Raw genomic sequence first — 19088 nt, 5'->3', positions numbered from 1 at the left:
CGCGACCTCTTCCCATCTTGCCAGAGCGCCGCGCCCGCGTATGCTGCACTGCATGACTCACGCCGCGCCGCAGAAACCCGCAATCGACAACCCCAATGTCACCGTGATTGCCGCCACCTCTCCGATGAGCACGCCCCGCCACGGAGGGCGGGCCAAGTGTCTGCAACGCTTGCTGCGGCTGGACCTGCCCGTGCCGCCCACCGTGGCGCTGTCCTTCGACGCGGTTCACGCCATTGCCGCAGGCGAGATGCCGGACGTGGCGGCCATGGTCCAAAGCTTTCCCGAAGGCGCGCTGCTTTGCGTGCGTCCGTCCTCTGAGGATCCTGACTGGGGCGGTCCCGGGGCCATGCTGAACATCGGCATGAACGATGCGCGCTATGTCGAATTGTCTGATCGCATCGGCAACGAAGCGGCCGCCTCGCTTTATCTGCGCTTTGTGCAGGGCTACGCAATCCACGTTGCCCGGCTTGATCCGGATATGTTCGACGACATCGACGAAGCCGGCGCCGCGGGCTTGTCATCGGCCCTGGCCGCCTATGAGGAAGAGGCCGAAGAGCCATTTCCACAGGATCCGGTGGTGCAACTGCACGAAGTTCTGCGCTCGATGGCGCGGGCCTGGGAAGGCACGACAGCGCGGCTGCTGCGGCAGGCACGCGGCGCGCCCGCCGATGCCGGTCTGGGGCTTGTCGTGCAACAGATGGCATTGGGGCTGGGACAGGGCGAATGCGGCTCGGGCGTGCTGCAACTGGTCGATTCCGAAACCGGGCTGCGGCAGATCACCGGCCGATATCTCAGCCAAAGCCAAGGACGCGAAGCATTGGAACGCGGCACCAAAAGCCTGTTCCTGACCCGCGACCCGCGCGGTCCCTCGCTTGAGGAATTGGCGCCCGAGGCCTTTGAGGCGCTGAAAGCCCATGCCGAGCTGATGCGCCGAAAGCTGCGGGCCGAAATGCAGATAGAATTCACGCTGGAAAACGGTAAGGTCCACATCCTTGACGGCGTTCGGGTCGAGCGCACCCCGCGCGCCGCCGTGCGCATTGCCGTGCGTCTGGCCGAAGACAAGATCATCCCCCCGCAAGAGGCGCTGATGCGCGTCGATCCGCATTCGCTGTCGGAATTGCTGCACCGTCAGATCGCCGATGACGCGCCGCGCGATGTGATTGGCAGCGGAGTTGCCGCCTCGCCCGGGGCCGCCACGGGCCGGATCGTGTTCTCTTCAAACGAGGCACAGGCCAGCGCCGCGCGGGATGAGCCTTGCATTCTGGTCCGCCGCGAAACCTCGCCCGAGGATATTCGCGGCATGCATGCCGCTGTGGGCGTGTTGACCGAGCGCGGCGGGATGACCAGCCACGCAGCCGTCATTGGCCGCGGCCTTGGCCTACCCTGCGTTGTCGGCGCAGCGCAGATGAAATTCAACCTCAAGCGCGGCCAGATCACCGCCGCAGACGGACGGACTTTCAAAGAAGGCGACATCATCACAATCGACGGGACGCAGGGGCAGATCCTTGCGGGGGCGCCCGAAATGGTCGAGGCGGTGTTGGACGACAGCTTTCAGACCTTCATGACATGGGCCGATGATGCTCGCGATATCGGTGTTCGGGCGAATGCGGACACCCCGGCTGATGCAACGACAGCGCGGAATTTTGCCGCGCAGGGGATCGGGCTGTGCCGAACCGAGCATATGTTCTTTGAACAAGACCGCCTGACCCCCATGCGCGAGATGATCTTTGCCGACACCCCGCAGGATCGCAAAGCGGCGCTGGCGGTGCTGCTGCCGATGCAGCGCGCCGATTTCACCGAATTGTTCCGGATCATGGAAGGCATGCCGGTCTGCATCCGACTGTTCGATCCGCCCCTGCACGAATTCCTGCCCACCGATCGCGCGGGCCTGCGCGATCTGGCCGAGGCATTGGATCTGCCCGTGTCAGACGTCACCCGGCGGGTCGAGGCGATGGGCGAATACAACCCGATGCTGGGGATGCGCGGCGTACGTCTGGGCATTACCGTGCCGGAAATCTACGACATGCAGGCGCGCGCCATCTTTGAGGCAACGCTTGATGCCAGCCGCGTTGGCGCCCCGGTGGTGCCCGAAATCATGCTGCCGCTGGTCTCCGCCAAGCGCGAGGTGGAAATTCTGCGTGCCCGCATAGATGCCGTCGCCGCCGCAGTTCGCGCTGAACGCGGGGCCGAGTTCGACTATCGCTTTGGCGTGATGGTTGAAACACCGCGCGCCTGTCTGCGCGCCGACGAGATCGCCCAGCATACGCATTTCCTGTCTTTCGGGACCAATGACCTGACCCAGATGGCCTATGGCCTGTCGCGCGATGATGCGGGGCGTTTCATGTCAAATTATGTCCAGCAAGGGGTTTTCCCGGAAGACCCATTTCATGTGCTGGACGTCGAAGGCGTGGGCGAATTGATCGCCATAGGCGCCGAACGTGCCCGCCAGGCCCGGAGCGACATCACCCTGTCGATCTGCGGCGAGCATGGCGGTAATCCAGAATCCATCCAGTTCTGCCGGGCGGTGGGTATGAACTATGTCAGTTGCTCGCCCTTCCGGGTTCCTGTGGCGCGTTTGGCCGCGGCGCAACTGGCGATCAAGGAACGTTTGGGCGAAGACGTTTAGAGCGTTTTGCGGCAAAGGATTTGCGCCGCACCTTGCGCGTCGCCCGGGCAAGGGGGGCTTTGCCCCCCTCTCGGCCTTCGGCCAATTCACCCCCCAGGATATTTCAGGACCAGTGAAACCGGTCGCGGTTTGGTTGGAACGCAGCTTAGGGCAAAGCTTGCAGAACGCGCGCTGCAAAGTCTTCGCCACGTTTTTCGAAGTTGTCGTATTGGTCAAAACTGGCAGCGGCAGGCGCCAAAAGAACAACGTCCCCAGGCTGCGCGTCTTGCATGGCATGAAGCACCGCCGTTTCCATTGTCGTGCAAATCTCGGCTTCGATGCCCGGCAGACCAAGGGCAAAGCCTTCAGCCTCGCGCCCGATGACATAGGCCTTGGTAACGTTTGCGAGGCCCGGGGCAAGCGCTTCAAGCCCGCCTTCCTTCATCAGGCCACCACAAATCCAGCGGATTTTTTTGAAGGCTTGCAATGCCTTGAGGGCGGAATCCACGTTTGTCGCCTTGCTGTCGTTGACATAGCGCACGCCAGCGTCTTCAGCGATGGTCTGGCTGCGATGGGGCAAACCTTTGAAGCTTTTCAGCCCGGCTTCGATGTCGCGCGGGCCAAGGCCAAGCGCGCGGCAGGCCGCATAGGCGGCGCAGGCATTCTGATGGTTGTGGGCGCCGGGCAACCCGGTCACGTCCCGCAGATCGATCGAAGCCACCTGCCGCCCTTTGCGCCATTCGGACAAAAAGCCCTTGCGCGAAAAAACCTGCCAGCCGGGGCCGTTCAGCTTGGTCCCGGACGATACGCGGATCACCCGGTCATCTCCGCGCCCTTCGCTGAGTTGGTTGGCCAGATAGCGTCCCTCGACCTCATCGACGCCGATCACCGCGCGGTCTGGTCCGCCTTCGGCAAAGAGACGGCGTTTGGCAGCAAAATAGCCACCAAGCCCACCATGCCTGTCCAGATGATCCGGCGAAAGGTTGGTGAATACCGCCACGTCCGGTGTCAGTGCCCGCGCCAGATCGGTCTGATAGCTGGAGAGTTCCAACACCACAACGCCGCCATCCTCGGGCGGGTCGATGTCCAGAACCCCGCGGCCGATGTTCCCGGCCAACTGGCTGTCGCGTTTGGCCGCATGCAGCAGATGGTGGATCAAGGCCGAGGTCGTCGATTTGCCGTTCGATCCGGTCACCGCCACCACTTTCGGAGGGCGGTCGAACATCTCCCAACCCTCACCAAGCGAGCGGAAGAACAAGCCGATATCATTGTCGACCGGAACACCAGCCTCCAGCGCTGCCGCGATCACCGGATTGGGCGCCGGATAAAGATGCGGTATGCCCGGGGACACCACCAAACAGGCGATATCATCAAAAGCTGCCGGACGCGCCATCTCGCGCGGCTCAAAGCCTTCGGCCTCGGCGCGTTCCCGTGCCGCAGGGTTGTCGTCCCAGACCAGAACCTCGGCCCCGCCCTGGCGCAATGCCCGCGCCGCCGACAGGCCAGAGCGACCCAAGCCGAGAACGGCAACCCTGTGCCCATCAAATCCGCGAACCTGTATCATTCACGCACTCCCCTACAGCCCAACAAGGCCGACACTGCCCAATTGATCAACACGTCTTTTGGATCCGGGTCAGCGCACCTTCAGCGTCGCGAGGCCCACGATGGCAAGGATCAGCGAAATGATCCAGAAGCGGATCACGATGGTCGGCTCGGCCCAGCCCTTTTTCTCATAGTGGTGATGGATCGGCGCCATCAGGAAAACCCGCTTTCCGGTGCGTTTGAAGTACAGCACCTGAATGATCACCGAAAGCGCTTCGACCACGAACAGCCCGCCGACGATGGCCAGCACCAGTTCGTGCTTGGTGGCCACCGCGATCGCCCCCAACGCGCCGCCCAAAGCCAGCGACCCTGTGTCTCCCATGAACACCGCCGCCGGGGGGGCGTTGTACCAAAGAAAGCCAAGCCCACCGCCGACCACACCGGCGGCAAAGATCAGAATTTCACCGGTGCCGGGTACATAGTGCACGTCCAAATAGTCGGTAAAGTCGACGCGCCCCACCGCATAGGCGATCACCCCAAGGGTTGAGGTGGCGATCATCACCGGCATGATCGCAAGCCCGTCCAGACCGTCCGTCAGGTTCACCGCATTGGCGGCGCCGACAATCACGATCACAGCGAAGGGCACAAACAGATAGCCGAGGTTGATCAGCGTATCCTTGAAGATCGGCATGGCCAGTTGGTTGCTCAACTCGGCCGGATGGTATTGCGCCGCCCAAAAGCCCGCGATGGCCGCAATCAGCAGACCCAGCAGAAGGCGGATCTTGCCGGAAACCCCGGCAGTGTTCTGTTTCGACACCTTGGCATAGTCATCAGCAAAGCCGATGGCCGCATAGGCAACGGTTACGAAAAGCACCATCCAGACAAAGGGATTGTCGAGCCGCGCCCAAAGCAAGGTCGAGGTGACCAGGGCGCCGATGATCAAGAGCCCGCCCATGGTGGGCGTGCCTGCCTTGACGAAATGCCCCTCGGGGCCATCATCTCGGATGGGCTGGCCTTTGCCCTGCCGTCTGCGCAGCACGTTGATCAGCGGACGGCCAAACAGAAAACCAAAGATCAGAGCGGTCAGAAAGGCGCCTCCCGCACGGAAGGTGATATAGCGAAAGAGGTTGAAGAAATCCCCCCCGTCGCTGAGTTCCGTGAGCCAATACAGCATGAATTCGTCCCTTACCCGTCCTGATCCGCAGGGCCTTCGCCCATTTTCCGGATCGCGTCAACCACGCGCGCCAGCCCCATGGAAAGCGAGCCTTTGACCAGCACGACATCCCCCGCGTCGAGGTCATGGGCCACGCCTTCGGCCATCTGCCCAGCATCTTGTTCCCAGCGACCGCGTTTTTCCTCGGGCAGCGCCTCCCAGAGGTGCCGCATCAGCGGGCCTGCGCAATGGATGCGATCAATCTTCTCGATCGCCGGAAGCTGCGCGATACCGGCGTGCAGTGCCTCTTCGGTCTGGCCCAGTTCCTTCATGTCGCCAAGGTAGGCAATCCGCCGCCCCTGCCCGACTCGGCCCACTTCATCCACCGGCTGCGCCGCCGCCAACACCTCGAGCGAGGCCGCAAGCGAAGCCGGGTTGGCGTTATAGGCATCGTCAATCAATTCGACGGCCAATTCCGGACGAACGATGTCCAGCACGATCTTTTCGCGCGCGCCGCGCCCGGCGCCCGGGTTCCATTGCGCCAGCGACATGACCGCCTGCGCCCGGTCCAGTTCCAAGGCATCGACCACGGCCAGAACGCCCATGGCGTTCAGCGCAAAGTGCCGCCCCGGCACCATGACCTTGTAGAGCACCTCTGCGGCGCCGATCTGCCCATGCGCGACGGTCACGGCGTCATGCAGTTGCACATCGGCCACGCGATGTGAATTGCCCGCCTTCTCGCCGAAATCCAGAACTTCGGCGGTCCGCGCCTGCGCCGCTTCGCGCAGGATTGGTGTCACCTCCAGATCGCCGTTCAGCACGGCGACGCCGTCCGGCTCCAGCCCGTCAAAGATCGCAGCCTTTTCGCGGGCGATCCCCTCGAGGCTTTCAAAGGCCTCCAGATGCGCAGGGGCGACGATCGTGATCATTGCAACGTGCGGGCGGGCAAAGCGCGCCAGCGGAGAAATCTCGCCGGGGTGGTTCATGCCGATCTCGATCACCGCGAAATCAGCGTCCATCGGCATCCGTGCCAGCGTCAGCGGCACCCCCCAATGGTTGTTGTAGCTCTTCTCGGCGGCATGGACGCGGCCCTGCCCGCCCAGAACCGTGCGCAGCATTTCCTTGGTCGAGGTCTTGCCAACCGATCCCGTCACCGCGACAACCTTGCCGCCAAAACGGGCGCGGGACGCGACGCCAAGCGCCTCCAGCCCTGCCAGCACGTCATCCACCAGCAGCAAGGGCGCGTCCTCAGCCACGCCGTCTGGAATGCGCGACACCAAAGCCGCCGCAGCCCCCTTTTCCAGCGCCTGCGCGACAAAGTCATGGCCGTCACGCGCCGCCTTCAGCGCCACGAACAGATCGCCGGGTTCGATCGTGCGGGTGTCGATCGAGACGCCGCTTACCGTAAATGGCGCTGTTGCGCGCCCGCCTGTGGCCTTGGCGGCCTGATCCGAGGTCCAGAGCGTCACGAGCCCCTCCCATCCAGCGCCGCCACCGCCACGCTTGCCTGTTCTGCATCGTCAAAAGGATAGATCGTGTCGCCCACGGTCTGACCGGTCTCATGGCCCTTGCCCAGCACCAACAGCGCATCGCCCGGGCCAAGCGCATCGACGCCGCGCAGGATCGCCTCGGCCCTGTCGCCGATTTCAATCGCCTCGGGCGCGCCTGCCCTGACGGCCTCGCGAATCAAGGCGGGATCTTCGCTTCGTGGGTTGTCATCGGTGACGATCACAAGATCGGCGTGTTTGGCCGCCGCCTGCCCCATCAGCGGCCGCTTGGAAGTGTCGCGATCGCCGCCGGCGCCGACAATCGCCACCAGCTTGCCCATGACATGCGGGCGCAGGGCCTGAATCGCGGTCGAGACCGCATCAGGCGTATGGGCGTAATCGACGAAAACCGCAGCGCCATTGTCGCGCTTGGCGGCAAGTTGCATGCGTCCGCGCACGGTGCCCAGCAGGGGCAGCATGTCAAAGACATCCGCCGCCTCGGCGCCGCAGGCAATCACCAGACCCGCCGCCAGCAACACGTTTTCCGCCTGAAAGCCGCCGATCAGGCGCAGGCGTTCCTGCCGGACCATGCCTTTGTAAGAAATCCGGACCTCTTGTCCGGTGGCGTCAAAGCGCTGTGCCTCAAGGCAAAGGTCAGCCGCATGGCGCCCCACGGTGATCACCTCTTGGCCGCGCGCCTTGGCGATGGCCAGCATGTCGACGCCGCGCGGATCGTCGATGTTGATCACCGCTGTGCCGTCTTCCGGCAGCACCCGGGCGAAAAGCCCGGCCTTGGCATCGAAATAGGCCTCAAAGCTGTCGTGATAATCCAGATGGTCCTGAGTGAAGTTGGTAAAGCCCGCAGCGGTCAGTTGCACCCCGTCAAGGCGGCGCTGTTCCAACCCATGCGACGAAGCCTCCATCGCAGCATAACTGACGCCGGCCTCATGGGCGCCCGCCAACATCCGATGCAGGGTGATCGGTTCAGGTGTGGTGTGGCGCAGGGGCGCCTGCCAGTCGCCCTCGACCCCGGTTGTGCCAAGATTGACGGCGCGGTGGCCCAGTTCCTGCCAGATCATCCGGGTGAAGGTGGCAACGCTGGTCTTGCCATTGGTGCCGGTGACGGCGGTCACCACCTCGGGCTGCCCGCCAAACCACAGCGCCGCAGTATAGGCCAACGCCTGACGGGGATCTGCGGCGATGATCAATGCGGCGTCCGAAGCGGCAAGCGCCTCGGCGGCGATTTCAGCGCCCTCGGCGTCGGTGAGGATTGCCGCTGCGCCCTTTTCCAGCGCCATGGGAATGAAGCGCGCGCCATGCACCTGCGTGCCGGGCATGGCCGCAAATAGCGTGCCTGTCCTGACCTCCCGACTGTCCACTGCAAGACCAGTGACCTGAACCTCGCGGCCGCCCCGGGCGGTCAGGCCCAGATCGGCCAGATATTTGGGATCATAGCCCATATTTGCCCCCTGACTGACTTTGCAACGCTACATACGCAAAAGCCATCCGATGCGCCATATGGATAAGGCCAGCCTCGACGTTCAGTGCGAGGTCTGCATCACCTGTTCCAACTGCAGCCGTTCGAACTCGGGACGCAGCCCCAGAAGCGGCGCGATGCGGCCGATCATCTCAGCGGCGACGGGCACCGCGGTCCAACCCGCCGTGCGACGCGGCTTTTTGCCCGAGGTTTCAACCGGCTCATCCAGTGTCACCACCAGCACGTATTTCGGATCGTGCGCCGGGAACATGCTGGCGAAAGTGTTGATGTTCTTGTCTTTATAATAGCCGCCACGTTCCTTGAGCTTTTCCGACGTGCCGGTCTTGCCGCCCACGTAATAGCCCGGAACCTCGCCAAAGCTGGCGGTGCCTTCGGTGACGACCTTGCGCAGCATAGACCGCGCGGCGGCGGCGGATTTGGGGGACACGACCTGTGCGCCATTCTGCGGGCCAGATTGTTTGATCAGTGTCGGGCGCACCAGACGGCCGCCATTGGCGATGGTCGCATAGCCCGCCGCCAGATGCAGTGGCGAAGTCGAAATGCCGTGGCCATAGGAAATGGTCACCGCGCTCAGATCGGTCCAGCGTTCGGGGATCAATGGTTTGCCGCCCTGTGCCTCGACGATCTCAAGCGGGGTGGGATCGAACAGACCAAGGCTGCGCAAAAAGTCCTGCTGCCTTTTAGGGCCAATCGCCAGCGCCAGTTTGCCGGTGCCCCGGTTCGAGCTTTTGACGATGACCTGCTCGACCGTCAGTTCACCGTAATTGTGGCCTTCGAATTCACCGATCTTGTGGCCACCGACTTTGAAAGGCGGGCGGGTGTCGATCACGGTTTGCGGGGTCACAAGACCCAGATCCATGGCCTGTGTTGCAGCGAAAATCTTGAAGGTCGAGCCAAGCTCATAGACCCCCTGCACCGCGCGGTTGAACAGCGGGCTGTCGCTGGGCTTGCCCTTGAGCGCCGGACGGGGCCGGTCATTCGGGTCGAAATCAGGCAGCGAAACAAGGCTGATCACCTCGCCGGTGTGCACATCCAGCAGCACCGAGGCGGCGGCCTTGGCATTCATCAGCTTCATGCCGGCGTCCAGCACCTCTTCGGCGGCGGCCTGCACGGTCAGATCAAGAGACAATTCAAGCGGCGCGCCCTCGCGCGCGGGATCACGCAGCTCTTCGTCAAAGAACTTCTCGATCCCGGCAATCCCGATGACCTCGGCGGCATGCACTCCCTCGCGGCCAAAGCTGGTGCCGCCCATGATATGGGCCGCAATCGCGCCGTTGGGATAAAGCCGCATCTCTCGCGGGCCGAACAGCAAGCCCGGCTCGCCGATGTCATGCACGGCCTGCATCTGCTCGGGGCTGATTTTCTTCTTTACCCACAGAAACTTGCGCTTGCCGCCAGTGAAATCCTTGATCAGCCTTTCGTGGTCGAGATCGGGAAAGATCCTGGCCAGCTCATCTGCGGCGCGTGTTGGATCAACCATCTGATGCGGGTGCGCATACAGACTGTGAGTCGACATGTTGGTGGCCAGAACCCGGCCCCGTCGGTCAACGATATCGGCGCGGCTGGCGATGATCGAATTGCCCGATGTCTGGGCGCGCGGCTCGGTCGGCTCGGTTGCCGCAAGAGTGCCCATTCGGGCCCCAATCACGGTGAAGGCGCAAAAGAACATGACGCCCATGACCAACAAGCGGCCCTCGGCGCGCACGCGGCTCTTGTCGCGCATCTGTTCGTGGCGAATTCGCAGGTTTTCACGCTCAATGGCGTCGGGGTTTTCGCCCCGTTCGCGGGCATCCAGGATGCGCGCCAGCGGGCGCAGGGGGGTGCGGATCATGGGTTTGCTCCTGCACTCGAAACATCAACGGGCTGCGAGATGTCGATGGTCGGCAACATCGGAAAGGACACCTGATCAACCCGCCCGAATTGATCAGGGCGCAGCGGCAACAGGCCCAGACGGTCAAAGTTCAGTTCGGCCAGATCGCGCAAACGGTCGGGGCGGTTTAGATAGGCCCATTCGGCGCGCAAAATCGCCAGCCGCTCCCGCGCTGCGCCGATCTCTTGCCGCAGGTCCTGCGTGCGGTCCAATTCAGCCTGCGTCGCATAGTTTTCGTGATAGGCCCAAAACCCGGATCCGATAACGGCCATGGCGGTCAGAAGAAACAGCAAACTGCGCATCGGTCATCGTCTCCTTTGATGGTCGGGCATGGCGATCTCGCTTGCAGCAAGATCCTGGGCGGGAATGGACGTGCGCCGCCCCACACGCAGCTTGGCCGAGCGTGACCGGGGGTTCCGCGCCAGTTCGTCCTTGTCCGGGCCAATGGCCTTGCGGGTCAGCACGTCAAAAGGCGCGGTGGCCTCAACAGTGTCGGTGCCATAGCGATTGACGTGGCGCTTGGCCTCGCCGTGGACCTGAAAAAAGCGTTTGACCATGCGGTCTTCGACGGAATGGAAAGTCACAACGGCCAACATCCCGCCGGGTTTCAGAACCCTTTCGGCGGCCAGAAGCCCCTGCCACAGCGCCTGATATTCTTCGTTCACGGCAATCCGCAATGCCTGAAAGCTGCGGGTGGCGGAATGGCTGTGACCGGGTTTGCTGCGCCCGATGGTGCTTTCAATCAGTTCGGCCAACTCCAGCGTCGTCTCGAACGGTTTGTCGCCGCGCGCCAGCACGATCCGCCGGGCGATCCGGCGCGACTGCCGCTCTTCGCCATAGTGGTAAAGGATGTCGGCCAGTTCTTCTTCTTCCAGAGAGTTGACCAGATCGGCTGCCGAGGGGCCACTTTGCCCCATCCGCATGTCCAGAGGGCCGTCCTTCATGAAGGAAAAGCCGCGTTCAGCCTGATCCAGCTGCATCGAGGACACGCCCAGATCCAGCACAACGCCATCGACCTGCGACGCACATTTGTCCATGTCGGAAAAATTGCCTTCGACCAGATCGACACGGCCCGCATAGGGCGCGATCCAGTCCAGCGCCATGTCATGGGCCATTGGATCACGGTCGATCCCGATCACCCGTTCGGCGCCCGCATCCAGGAGCCCTCGGGTATAGCCCCCGGCCCCCAGCGTTCCGTCGATCCAGACCCCATGCACGGGCGCAACGGCCTCAAGCAGCGGCTTCAACAGGACGGGAATATGCGGCGCATCCCCCGACACGTCTTATTCTCCGGGCTTCTGATCCAGCAGGATCAGCGGGTCGAAATCTTCGGGGAACTCGTCCAGCCATTCCTCTGTCTTGACCAGCTCTTCCTCTTCATAGGTCTCCGGCTTCCAGATCTGGAAGGTATCCCCGGAGGCGATGAAAAAGGCCTCGCCCTCGATATCGAACTTTTGGCGAAGCTTGGCGGGCAGGACGATCCGGCCGGTGTCATCCACCGTGGTCGGCATCGACTGACCATTGAAAAGACGTTCAAGCATCTTGCGCGGGGTCGAGCCACGCGGAAGAGCGGCGATCTTTTCGTCGACCTCTTCGATGGCTTCCATGGTGTAGACTTCGAGGTATTTGCGGCGGTGGTCGCCGTAGACGATCACCAGCTCGGGGCACAGACCTTCGGTCCAATTGGGGTCGCCCGCCTCCAGAACACGGCGAAACGAGGCCGGGATAGACACCCGCCCTTTACCATCAACCTTGTGATGGCTTTCACCTCTGAATTTCAGCCTGCGGCCCACTGTCCCTACGGTCCCTCTTTACTGCCCCAAAAACGAAATGCGGCGGGTTGATCTGCTGCCACTGATCAACCCGCCGCCTGACCCGCGATGCGGGTATCTCCGACTGCGCGCGCCACCTGGGGGGATGTCTGCTCGCCCGCGCGCCGGATCCTTGTTTTCACGATGAGAAGCGGTGCCTGTATGAAACCTGCTCTTTTTTTATTTTTGGAAGTTCGTGCGGGGTCTTGCTGCCCCTGTCCGTTCCTCATCGTGTGAACTAGGGATGCCATGGGAATTCATGGGGATCAACAGTTTTTTACGGGACAAGGGCACCGCATGTTGTTCAGCCACACCCTTCAAAACAATATATTGAAGGTGAATTGGGGAGTTTTTGGACACAATTGGTGTTATGGCGCAACCTGAGCACAATATGTAGCAAAATCTGCCTGGGGACATTTTTGCCCATGAATTCCCAGAAATTCTGAAATCTCTGCGTCGAAGCGAACATTTCTTAGAGTTTCAAGACTGAATTTAGGCTGTTCGGGCCGAAGATTCACCCCAGATCATGGGAAATTGATTCGTTTCTCAAGGCACCTCAGGCATCGGCCCATGGTTTCCCACGCTCCGTGCCATGATTTCCCATAGCCCCCCTGCTGCCGGGATGTTTGGCACCAACCGTTGACAATGAGATCGATCAGAAAAGCTGCCCTGCTCACACGTCAATCAGCCCAAACAGGCCGCGGATGATCTGCCACCACAGCAGGCTGCCCAAGATCAGCCCGGCCACGATCCACCACCCTCGGGACAAACCACTGGTTTGGATCCGGGATTTCATGCGGGTCAGATGTCGCGGCCAATGCCACAACCCCGCCAGGGCAAAAACGTCCTTCAATCTCAATATATCAAACCACGGCGAACAAAGTCGCGCTTCAAAATCGGTTTCAGGAATGCAAAAAGTTCTACTTTCTATGGCCATACAGCCTACGGCCAAGAGCGATTTCACACAATCTTTTGTTTTCCGGGCAAAATCTGCGCCCACCAGACCGCTTTGGCGACCAAGGGGTGGTTGCGCGGTCGCGTCAGTTCTGCATTGCGTCGCATTCCCCCGTTGCGTCCGGAGCGCGGCAGGTCTACTCAGAGACCTGCCTCGGTCCGGGACTTTCCCGGGTAAAAGGGAACGCGGTGCAATTCCGCGACTGCCCCCGCAACTGTAAGCGGCGAGCGTGACTGGCACAGCCACTGGGAATCAAACCCCGGGAAGGCCCGGTTAACGCGACGACCCGCAAGTCAGGAGACCTGCCCAGGTGATCACCCATTCGGGGCGCGGGGCGCGCTTGTGGATACGGTTCTCCGGCGAGGTGGCATTTCATTCACCGTTCGCGGGGGCCCTGTCGGCTTTTCCAAGAACATATCTTTATGTCCCCGCCCCGATCTGGGCGGGAAGATCTGAAAAGGATCGCCGCCATGACACGATTCTGGCTTACCGCTTCGGCGCTTGCCATTGCCTCAACTGCCTCGGCCCAAGAGGTTATCGAGCTTGAGGCCGTTACAGTTTATGCCAACCAGACCCCGATCGCCGTTGCCGACTCGGGCAGCACCGTCGAGATCGCCGAGGCAGAAGAAATCGAAGCCTCTCCGTCGACCACGGTCGCGGATTTCCTTGCCACCCTGCCCGGCATCTCGGTCAGCGCGAACGGCGGCATTGGCGGCGTGACCACGATCCGCATCCGCGGGTTGTCCACAACCTATGTTCCGGTGCTGATCAACGGCATCGACGTCACCGACCCTTCGCTTATCACAACCAGTTATGACTGGGGCAATCTGGCGCTTGGCGCCATCGACCGGATCGAAGTGGTCAAGGGCAGCCAATCGGCGGTCTATGGCTCCGAAGCGGTGGGCGGGGTGATCAACATAAGCACCCTCAACCCTGACGCGCAGGAGGGCACGCATGGCAAGTTCGGCGTCGAATTCGGTGCAAACAACACCCAGCGCCTGAACTTTGGCATCAGCACCAACACCGATCGCAGCGGTGTTGCGCTGACCTTTTCGCATGTCTCCACGGATGGGTATTCCGCCAGTTCTGCCGGAACCGAAGAGGATGGTTATCAGAACAACCAGCTGACGCTTGAGGGGTATTATGATGTCACGGACACGCTGCGCGTCGGAGCAAGCCTGTTCTATCTGACGGCTGAGGGCGATTTTGACCCCTTCGGCGGCGATGGGTTTCCGCCCTACGACCAGACCTTCACCACTGAAACACAAGCCGCGCGAGTCTATGCCCAACTGACAACGGGCGCCGTCGCGCACGAGCTGTCCTATACCAGCTACGTGAACGACCGGACCTCGACCTCTTATGGCCGAACCGATCCGTTCCAGGGCACCCGCGACAAGCTGGCCTATAAAGGTGTGTGGGAGGCCTCGGAGGCGCTGACGGTATCCTTTGGCGCCGACTGGACCCGGGAAGGATTTGAAACCACCGAAGAGGAATATCTCTTTGATCCGGTCACCTTTGCCTTTCTTGGCACCCGCCTGCTGAGCACCACGCAGAACATCGAAACCACCGGCGTTTTCGCCGAGGCCAACTGGCAGCCGAACGACGCCCTGTCGATCACAGGCTCTTTGCGGCATGACGATCATTCGGTGTTCGGCGGCTTTACCTCGGCGCGTCTGGCGCTGGCTTATGACTTCGGCAATGACGTGATCCTGCGCGGCGCCATGGCCAACGGCTTTCGCGCGCCATCGCTCTATCAGTTGCACTCGCAGCTTTATGGCAACCCGAACCTCGATCCCGAAACCAGCCGCAGCTATGAACTGGGTCTCGAAAAGACCTATGCCAATGGCTTCGCTCGCGCGACGCTGTTTTATACCGAGATCGACGATCTGATCGATTATTCTGGCACTGGGTACAACCAGATCGTCGGCACCTCGGTCAGCAAAGGGCTTGAGCTGTCGGGTGAATATCAAGCCACAGACCGCGTGACCCTTTTCGGCAACTACACTCTGTCGGACACTGAGGGCGCAAACGGCCAGCCACTGCCGCGCACCCCGCGCCACGATCTGACCCTTGGCCTGAACGCCGATCTGACCGATGCCCTGTCCATGGGTGTCACAGTTCAGCATGTGGCCGACCGCCCGGTAGACGGCTTTCCTGCCCGCAAGATGGAGGATTTCACATTGGTCAATCTCTCCATGTCCTACGACATCGCCCCGCAAACCGAGGCTTATCTGCGCGTCGAAAACCTGACCGACGAAAAGTACCAGACCACGGCGGATTACAATGCCTCCGGTCGCGCCGCGTTCTTCGGAATCCGTGCGTCTTTCTAGGATCATAACCTGCGCCGCGGTGATCGTTTTCGCCGCGGCCTGCAGCGCAGGGGCAGAGCCGCCCCGGCGTGTCGTCTCTCTCAACCTGTGCACCGATCAGCTGGTGTTGATGCTGGCCGACCCGGGGCAGATCGCGTCGCTTTCGGCGCTGGCAAGCGATCCGCGCAGCTCGGGCATGGCGGATCGGGCGCGGGCCTTTCCGGCCAACAACGGCAGCGCCGAAAGCGTCGTGCTGCAACAGCCCGACCTTATCCTTGCCGGCACATGGACCACCCGCGCGACGGTGGACATGCTCAAACGGCTGGGCCACCGGGTGGAAATCTTCGCCCCGATCAACACCCTTGAAGAAGCCCGCGCCAACATCCTGCGCATGGGCAATCTTCTGGGCCGCTCGCCACAGGCCCAAGAAATTGTGCAAGACTTCGACGCCCGCCTCGCGGCGCTCAGAGCCACCCCCGGCCGCAGCCCACGCGTTGCCCTATATTACGCGCTCGGCTCCACCGCTGGCCGCGACACACTGCCCGGCGATATCCTTGCAGCTGCGGGTCTGAGCAATATTGCCGAAGAAAAGGGCCTGCCCTTCGGTGGCGCCTTGCCGCTGGAAGAGTTGATCCTTGCGGACCCCGATCTCATCCTCATCGGCCGCCCCTACGGCGGTCATGCCCGCGCGACGGAACTGCTGAGCCATCCCGTCCTCAAAGATTCTGGCAAGTTGCACATCATTCCAGACGGTGCAGCATGGACCTGCGAGACGCCGTATCTGCTGGATGCTGTGGCTGACATGATCACCCTGCGCCAAAACTGGAGCGCCCGCCAATGACGTCAGTTCTGCTCCGCCTGTCGTCTTGCCCGCCTCACCCCCCAGGTGCCGCGCAAAGCGCAGTGTCCGTCTTTTCGGGGGCAGAGACATGAAAGCCCTTCTGCCCCTCACGGCGCTGACGCTGGCGCTGTTCTTCTCTTCGCTGCTGATCGGCTACAGTCCGATCCCACTGGGCGACGCGCTGCTAGGACTTATCGGTCAGGGCGATCCGCTGTACCAAATGGTCATGCAGGAAATCCGCCTGCCCCGCGCCCTTCTGGCACTACTGATCGGTGCCGCGCTTGGCATGTCGGGCGCTGCGATGCAGGGCTACCTGCGCAACCCTCTGGCCGAACCGGGCCTGATCGGAGTCTCGGGCGCTGCCGCGTTGGGGGCGGTGATCGCCCTGCAAACCGGCCTTGCCGCCAGCTTTGCCCTTGCGCTGCCGTTTGCTGCACTTGTTTTTGCCTTTGCCGCTGTCGTCCTGATCCTGATCTTGGCAGGCCCGCGCGGCGCGTCGCTGACGCTGATCCTTGCGGGCATTGCGATCTCGGCGCTTGCGGGCGCGTTGACTTCGCTGGTGCTGAACCTGTCACCCAACCCCTATGCCGCGTCCGAGATCATCTTCTGGATGATGGGATCCGTCGCCGACCGGTCCATGGGCCATGTCACCCTTGCCGCGCCTCTGATCCTTGCCGGACTTGCGCTGCTGATGACCCTTGGCCGCGGCCTTGATGCCCTGACCCTTGGCGAAGATGCCGCAGAAAGCATGGGGATTTCGCTGTCCGCAATCCGCTTGCGGCTGCTGATCGGGATTGCCGCCGCCGTGGGCGCCGGCACCGCCGTGGCGGGGGCCGTTGGATTTGTCGGCCTTGTGGTGCCGCACCTGCTGCGCCCGTTGACCGGCCATAAACCCTCCAGATTGCTGCCCGCCTCGGCGCTTGGCGGCGGCGCGATGTTGCTGGCAGCCGATATCGCCACTCGTCTGATCCTGCCGGACCGCGACCTGAAACTGGGGGTCCTGATGGCCCTTGTCGGAGCGCCGCTATTCCTCCACCTGATCTACAAGACCCGGAGGGAAATGGGATGACCCTTCTCACCTTGAACAACCTGACTGTACGGCGCGGCGAATGCCCGGTTGTGGACCGGGTTTCGCTGACCATCGCGCCCGGCGACTGCGTTGGCCTGATCGGCCCGAATGGCGCGGGCAAGACCACCCTGATGCGCGCCGCGCTGGGACTGTTGCCGCACGAAGGCACCTCGTCCATCAGCACTCTCAAACCGCACGAACGCGCCCGTCTAGCCGCATGGATGCCGCAATCGCGCGAGATCGCCTGGCCGATTGCCGTCGAGCATCTGGTCGCGCTTGGTCGGTTGCCGCATGGCCGCAAACCGACGCCGCAAGACAGGGCGATTATTCAGGATGCACTTGCCCGCATGGGGCTGGATGCGCACCGCGACCGGCCCGCGACCGAGCTCTCTGGAGGTGAGCAAGCCCGCGTGCTGATCGCGCGGGCATTGGCGCAGGACACCCCGCTTTTGATGGCGGATGAACCCATCGCAGGGCTTGATCCCGCCGCGCAACTGGCCACGCTTGAGGTCATGCAGGACCTCGCCCGCGAAGGCCGTGGGGTTCTGCTTTCGCTGCACGATCTGTCGCTGGCGGCCCGCTTTTGCACCCGTCTGATCCTGATAGACCGCGGCCAGATCAAGGCCGACGGCCCGCCGCAATCGGTGCTGACGCCAGAGAACCTCGCCCAGACATTTCACCTGCGCGCCCGCATCCACGACACCCCTGAAGGCCCGTTTTTGCAACCCCTGGAGCGCCTGACATGAGCCATCTTCAGCGGATCACCGCCCGCCCGCGCCCGGCTGTCCCCGGCGCCGTGCACCACGGCGAGAATCATGAGATCAAGTTGCCGCCAATTTGCGCGCCGTGGGCTTTGCCCACTGAACGCGGCGCGCAGCCCCGAAACGGAGCCCTGCCATGCTGACCCAAATCACGGAGTTCCTGAACCGCGGCGGCCCGGCCCTTTGGGCCATTGCCGCGCTGTCGGTCCTCACGCTGGCGCTGATCTTGTGGAAGGTCTGGCGACTCTGGCGGCTTGGCCTTTGGCGCCGTCACCGCGCTGAAGAGGCGCTGGGTCTGTGGGCCGATGGCCAAACCGAGGCCGCCATCGCGCTGCTGCAAAACCGCCCCGGCCTGCGCGCTCGCACCCTGCATGCCGCCATGCAGGCGCGTCTGGCCCTGCCCGACCTTGATGCAAGAGACGAGGCCGCCCGCGTCGCCCGCGCCGCCCTGATGGAAACCCGTACCGGTCTGCGTGCACTTGATCTGGTGATCACCATCGCCCCGCTGATCGGCCTGCTCGGAACCGTTCTTGGGATGATCGACGCCTTTCAGGCGCTTCAGGAAACCGGCAACCGCGCCGATCCTGCCGCCCTTGCGGGCGGCATCTGGGAGGCGCTTTTGACCACCGCTGCGGGCATGGGTGTCGCGATCCCGGCCTCGATCGGGCTGTCGTGGTTCGACAGCCTGTCCGACAGTCTTGCCCATGATCTCGAAGACCTTGCCACCCGGCTGTTCACCATGGCCCTGCCCACCGAGGAACCCCAAGCCGCCTGACGCCCCCGCAACCGCCACCAAGGCCAGACCCCGCTTATGCTGAACCTGCCCACAAGACCGCAGCGCCGACGCCCCTCGCTCACGCCGATGATCGACGTGGTCTTTCTGCTGCTGGTGTTCTTCATGCTGGCTGCGCGCTTTGGCACGCCGCTGGCCCTGCCTTTGCAACTGGCGGGCGGTACAGGGGCGCCGTGGCAAGGCCCGCCGCGTCTGATCACCCTGCTGCCGGATGAAACGCTGCTGAACGGTGTGGCGGTCACTGATCTTGCAAAGGCGCTTGCCCCGCTGATGCAAAGCCCTGCTGACACCATCATCCTGCGCAGCCGCGAGGGCGCCGATGTACAGCGCCTTGTGGACACGCTTGGCATCTTGCGCGCCGCCGGTCTGACCAACGTCGCGGTGGTAAAGTGAC

General features: G+C 62.7%; 16 protein-coding genes and 1 riboswitch. Of the genes, 7 read left to right on the top strand and 9 right to left on the bottom strand.

The features are described 5' to 3' along the window. Positions 1–52 precede the first annotated feature (52 nt). Positions 53–2626 carry a putative PEP-binding protein gene (locus ACOYQJ_RS00175; protein WP_422903973.1) on the top strand — a complete coding sequence of 858 codons (2574 nt, stop codon included), beginning with the start codon at positions 53–55 and terminating at the stop codon, positions 2624–2626. 145 nt (positions 2627–2771) lie between these two features. Here ACOYQJ_RS00175 and murD read toward each other — a convergent pair whose 3' ends face one another. From murD to ACOYQJ_RS00130, 9 genes are all read right to left on the bottom strand, one after another. Then, positions 2772–4169: a UDP-N-acetylmuramoyl-L-alanine--D-glutamate ligase gene (murD, locus tag ACOYQJ_RS00170; RefSeq protein WP_422903972.1), complete on the bottom strand. Its 1398-nt coding sequence runs from the start codon at positions 4167–4169 to the stop codon at positions 2772–2774. Positions 4170–4238: 69 nt separating this feature from the next. Then, a complete protein-coding gene (mraY, locus tag ACOYQJ_RS00165) occupies positions 4239–5321 on the bottom strand; it encodes a phospho-N-acetylmuramoyl-pentapeptide-transferase (protein ID WP_422903971.1) in 1083 nt (360 codons plus the stop codon). An 11-nt stretch (positions 5322–5332) separates the two neighbouring features. Then, the gene (locus ACOYQJ_RS00160; RefSeq protein ID WP_422903970.1) at positions 5333–6769 is read right to left on the bottom strand and encodes a UDP-N-acetylmuramoyl-tripeptide--D-alanyl-D-alanine ligase; all 1437 of its coding nucleotides are present in this window, start codon (positions 6767–6769) and stop codon (positions 5333–5335) included. Further along, complete coding sequence (locus tag ACOYQJ_RS00155) at positions 6766–8247, bottom strand: UDP-N-acetylmuramoyl-L-alanyl-D-glutamate--2,6-diaminopimelate ligase (RefSeq protein WP_422903969.1); 1482 nt, start codon at positions 8245–8247, stop codon at positions 6766–6768. Before ACOYQJ_RS00155 ends, ACOYQJ_RS00160 begins: the two co-directional genes overlap by 4 nt. Positions 8248–8328: 81 nt before the next feature. Beyond that, on the bottom strand, positions 8329–10116 hold the full coding sequence (locus ACOYQJ_RS00150) for a peptidoglycan D,D-transpeptidase FtsI family protein (RefSeq protein WP_422903968.1): 1788 nt from the start codon (positions 10114–10116) through the stop codon (positions 8329–8331). Beyond that, positions 10113–10457, bottom strand: coding sequence for a cell division protein FtsL (ftsL, locus tag ACOYQJ_RS00145; protein ID WP_422903967.1), 345 nt, complete (start codon positions 10455–10457; stop codon positions 10113–10115). The genes ACOYQJ_RS00150 and ftsL overlap by 4 nt, the downstream gene beginning before the upstream one ends. A 3-nt stretch (positions 10458–10460) precedes the next feature. Continuing rightward, positions 10461–11435 carry a 16S rRNA (cytosine(1402)-N(4))-methyltransferase RsmH gene (rsmH, locus tag ACOYQJ_RS00140; protein ID WP_422903966.1) on the bottom strand — a complete coding sequence of 325 codons (975 nt, stop codon included), beginning with the start codon at positions 11433–11435 and terminating at the stop codon, positions 10461–10463. 3 nt (positions 11436–11438) lie between these two features. Then, the gene (mraZ, locus tag ACOYQJ_RS00135; protein ID WP_422903965.1) at positions 11439–11948 is read right to left on the bottom strand and encodes a division/cell wall cluster transcriptional repressor MraZ; all 510 of its coding nucleotides are present in this window, start codon (positions 11946–11948) and stop codon (positions 11439–11441) included. A 691-nt stretch (positions 11949–12639) separates the two neighbouring features. After that, a complete protein-coding gene (locus tag ACOYQJ_RS00130) occupies positions 12640–12966 on the bottom strand; it encodes a hypothetical protein (protein ID WP_422903964.1) in 327 nt (108 codons plus the stop codon). A 92-nt stretch (positions 12967–13058) separates the two neighbouring features. Continuing rightward, positions 13059–13244, top strand: a riboswitch (cobalamin riboswitch). A 147-nt stretch (positions 13245–13391) separates the two neighbouring features. On the opposite strand from ACOYQJ_RS00130, the gene ACOYQJ_RS00125 reads away from it, so the two are divergent. The 6 genes from ACOYQJ_RS00125 (at position 13392) to ACOYQJ_RS00100 (ending at position 19087) form a co-directional block, all read left to right on the top strand. Then, positions 13392–15251, top strand: coding sequence for a TonB-dependent receptor plug domain-containing protein (locus ACOYQJ_RS00125; RefSeq protein WP_422903963.1), 1860 nt, complete (start codon positions 13392–13394; stop codon positions 15249–15251). Positions 15252–15270: 19 nt separating this feature from the next. Then, entirely contained in the window at positions 15271–16071 is an 801-nt protein-coding gene (locus ACOYQJ_RS00120) for an ABC transporter substrate-binding protein (RefSeq protein WP_422903962.1), read from the top strand. An 88-nt stretch (positions 16072–16159) separates the two neighbouring features. Then, entirely contained in the window at positions 16160–17140 is a 981-nt protein-coding gene (locus ACOYQJ_RS00115; protein WP_422903961.1) for a FecCD family ABC transporter permease, read from the top strand. Continuing rightward, on the top strand, positions 17137–17886 hold the full coding sequence (locus tag ACOYQJ_RS00110; RefSeq protein ID WP_422903960.1) for an ABC transporter ATP-binding protein: 750 nt from the start codon (positions 17137–17139) through the stop codon (positions 17884–17886). The genes ACOYQJ_RS00115 and ACOYQJ_RS00110 overlap by 4 nt, the downstream gene beginning before the upstream one ends. A gap of 151 nt (positions 17887–18037) precedes the next feature. Beyond that, positions 18038–18676 (top strand): MotA/TolQ/ExbB proton channel family protein, encoded by a 639-nt coding sequence (locus tag ACOYQJ_RS00105; RefSeq protein ID WP_422903959.1) that lies wholly within the window; start codon positions 18038–18040, stop codon positions 18674–18676. Positions 18677–18712: 36 nt separating this feature from the next. Beyond that, on the top strand, positions 18713–19087 hold the full coding sequence (locus ACOYQJ_RS00100; RefSeq protein WP_422903958.1) for an ExbD/TolR family protein: 375 nt from the start codon (positions 18713–18715) through the stop codon (positions 19085–19087). Position 19088: the final 1 nt, after the last annotated feature.

The organism is Pacificoceanicola algae (assembly GCF_049341065.1).
GTDB lineage: Bacteria > Pseudomonadota > Alphaproteobacteria > Rhodobacterales > Rhodobacteraceae > Pacificoceanicola.
The sequence above is the reverse complement of the archived record's forward strand: the minus strand, read 5'-3'. Positions and strand labels throughout refer to the sequence as shown.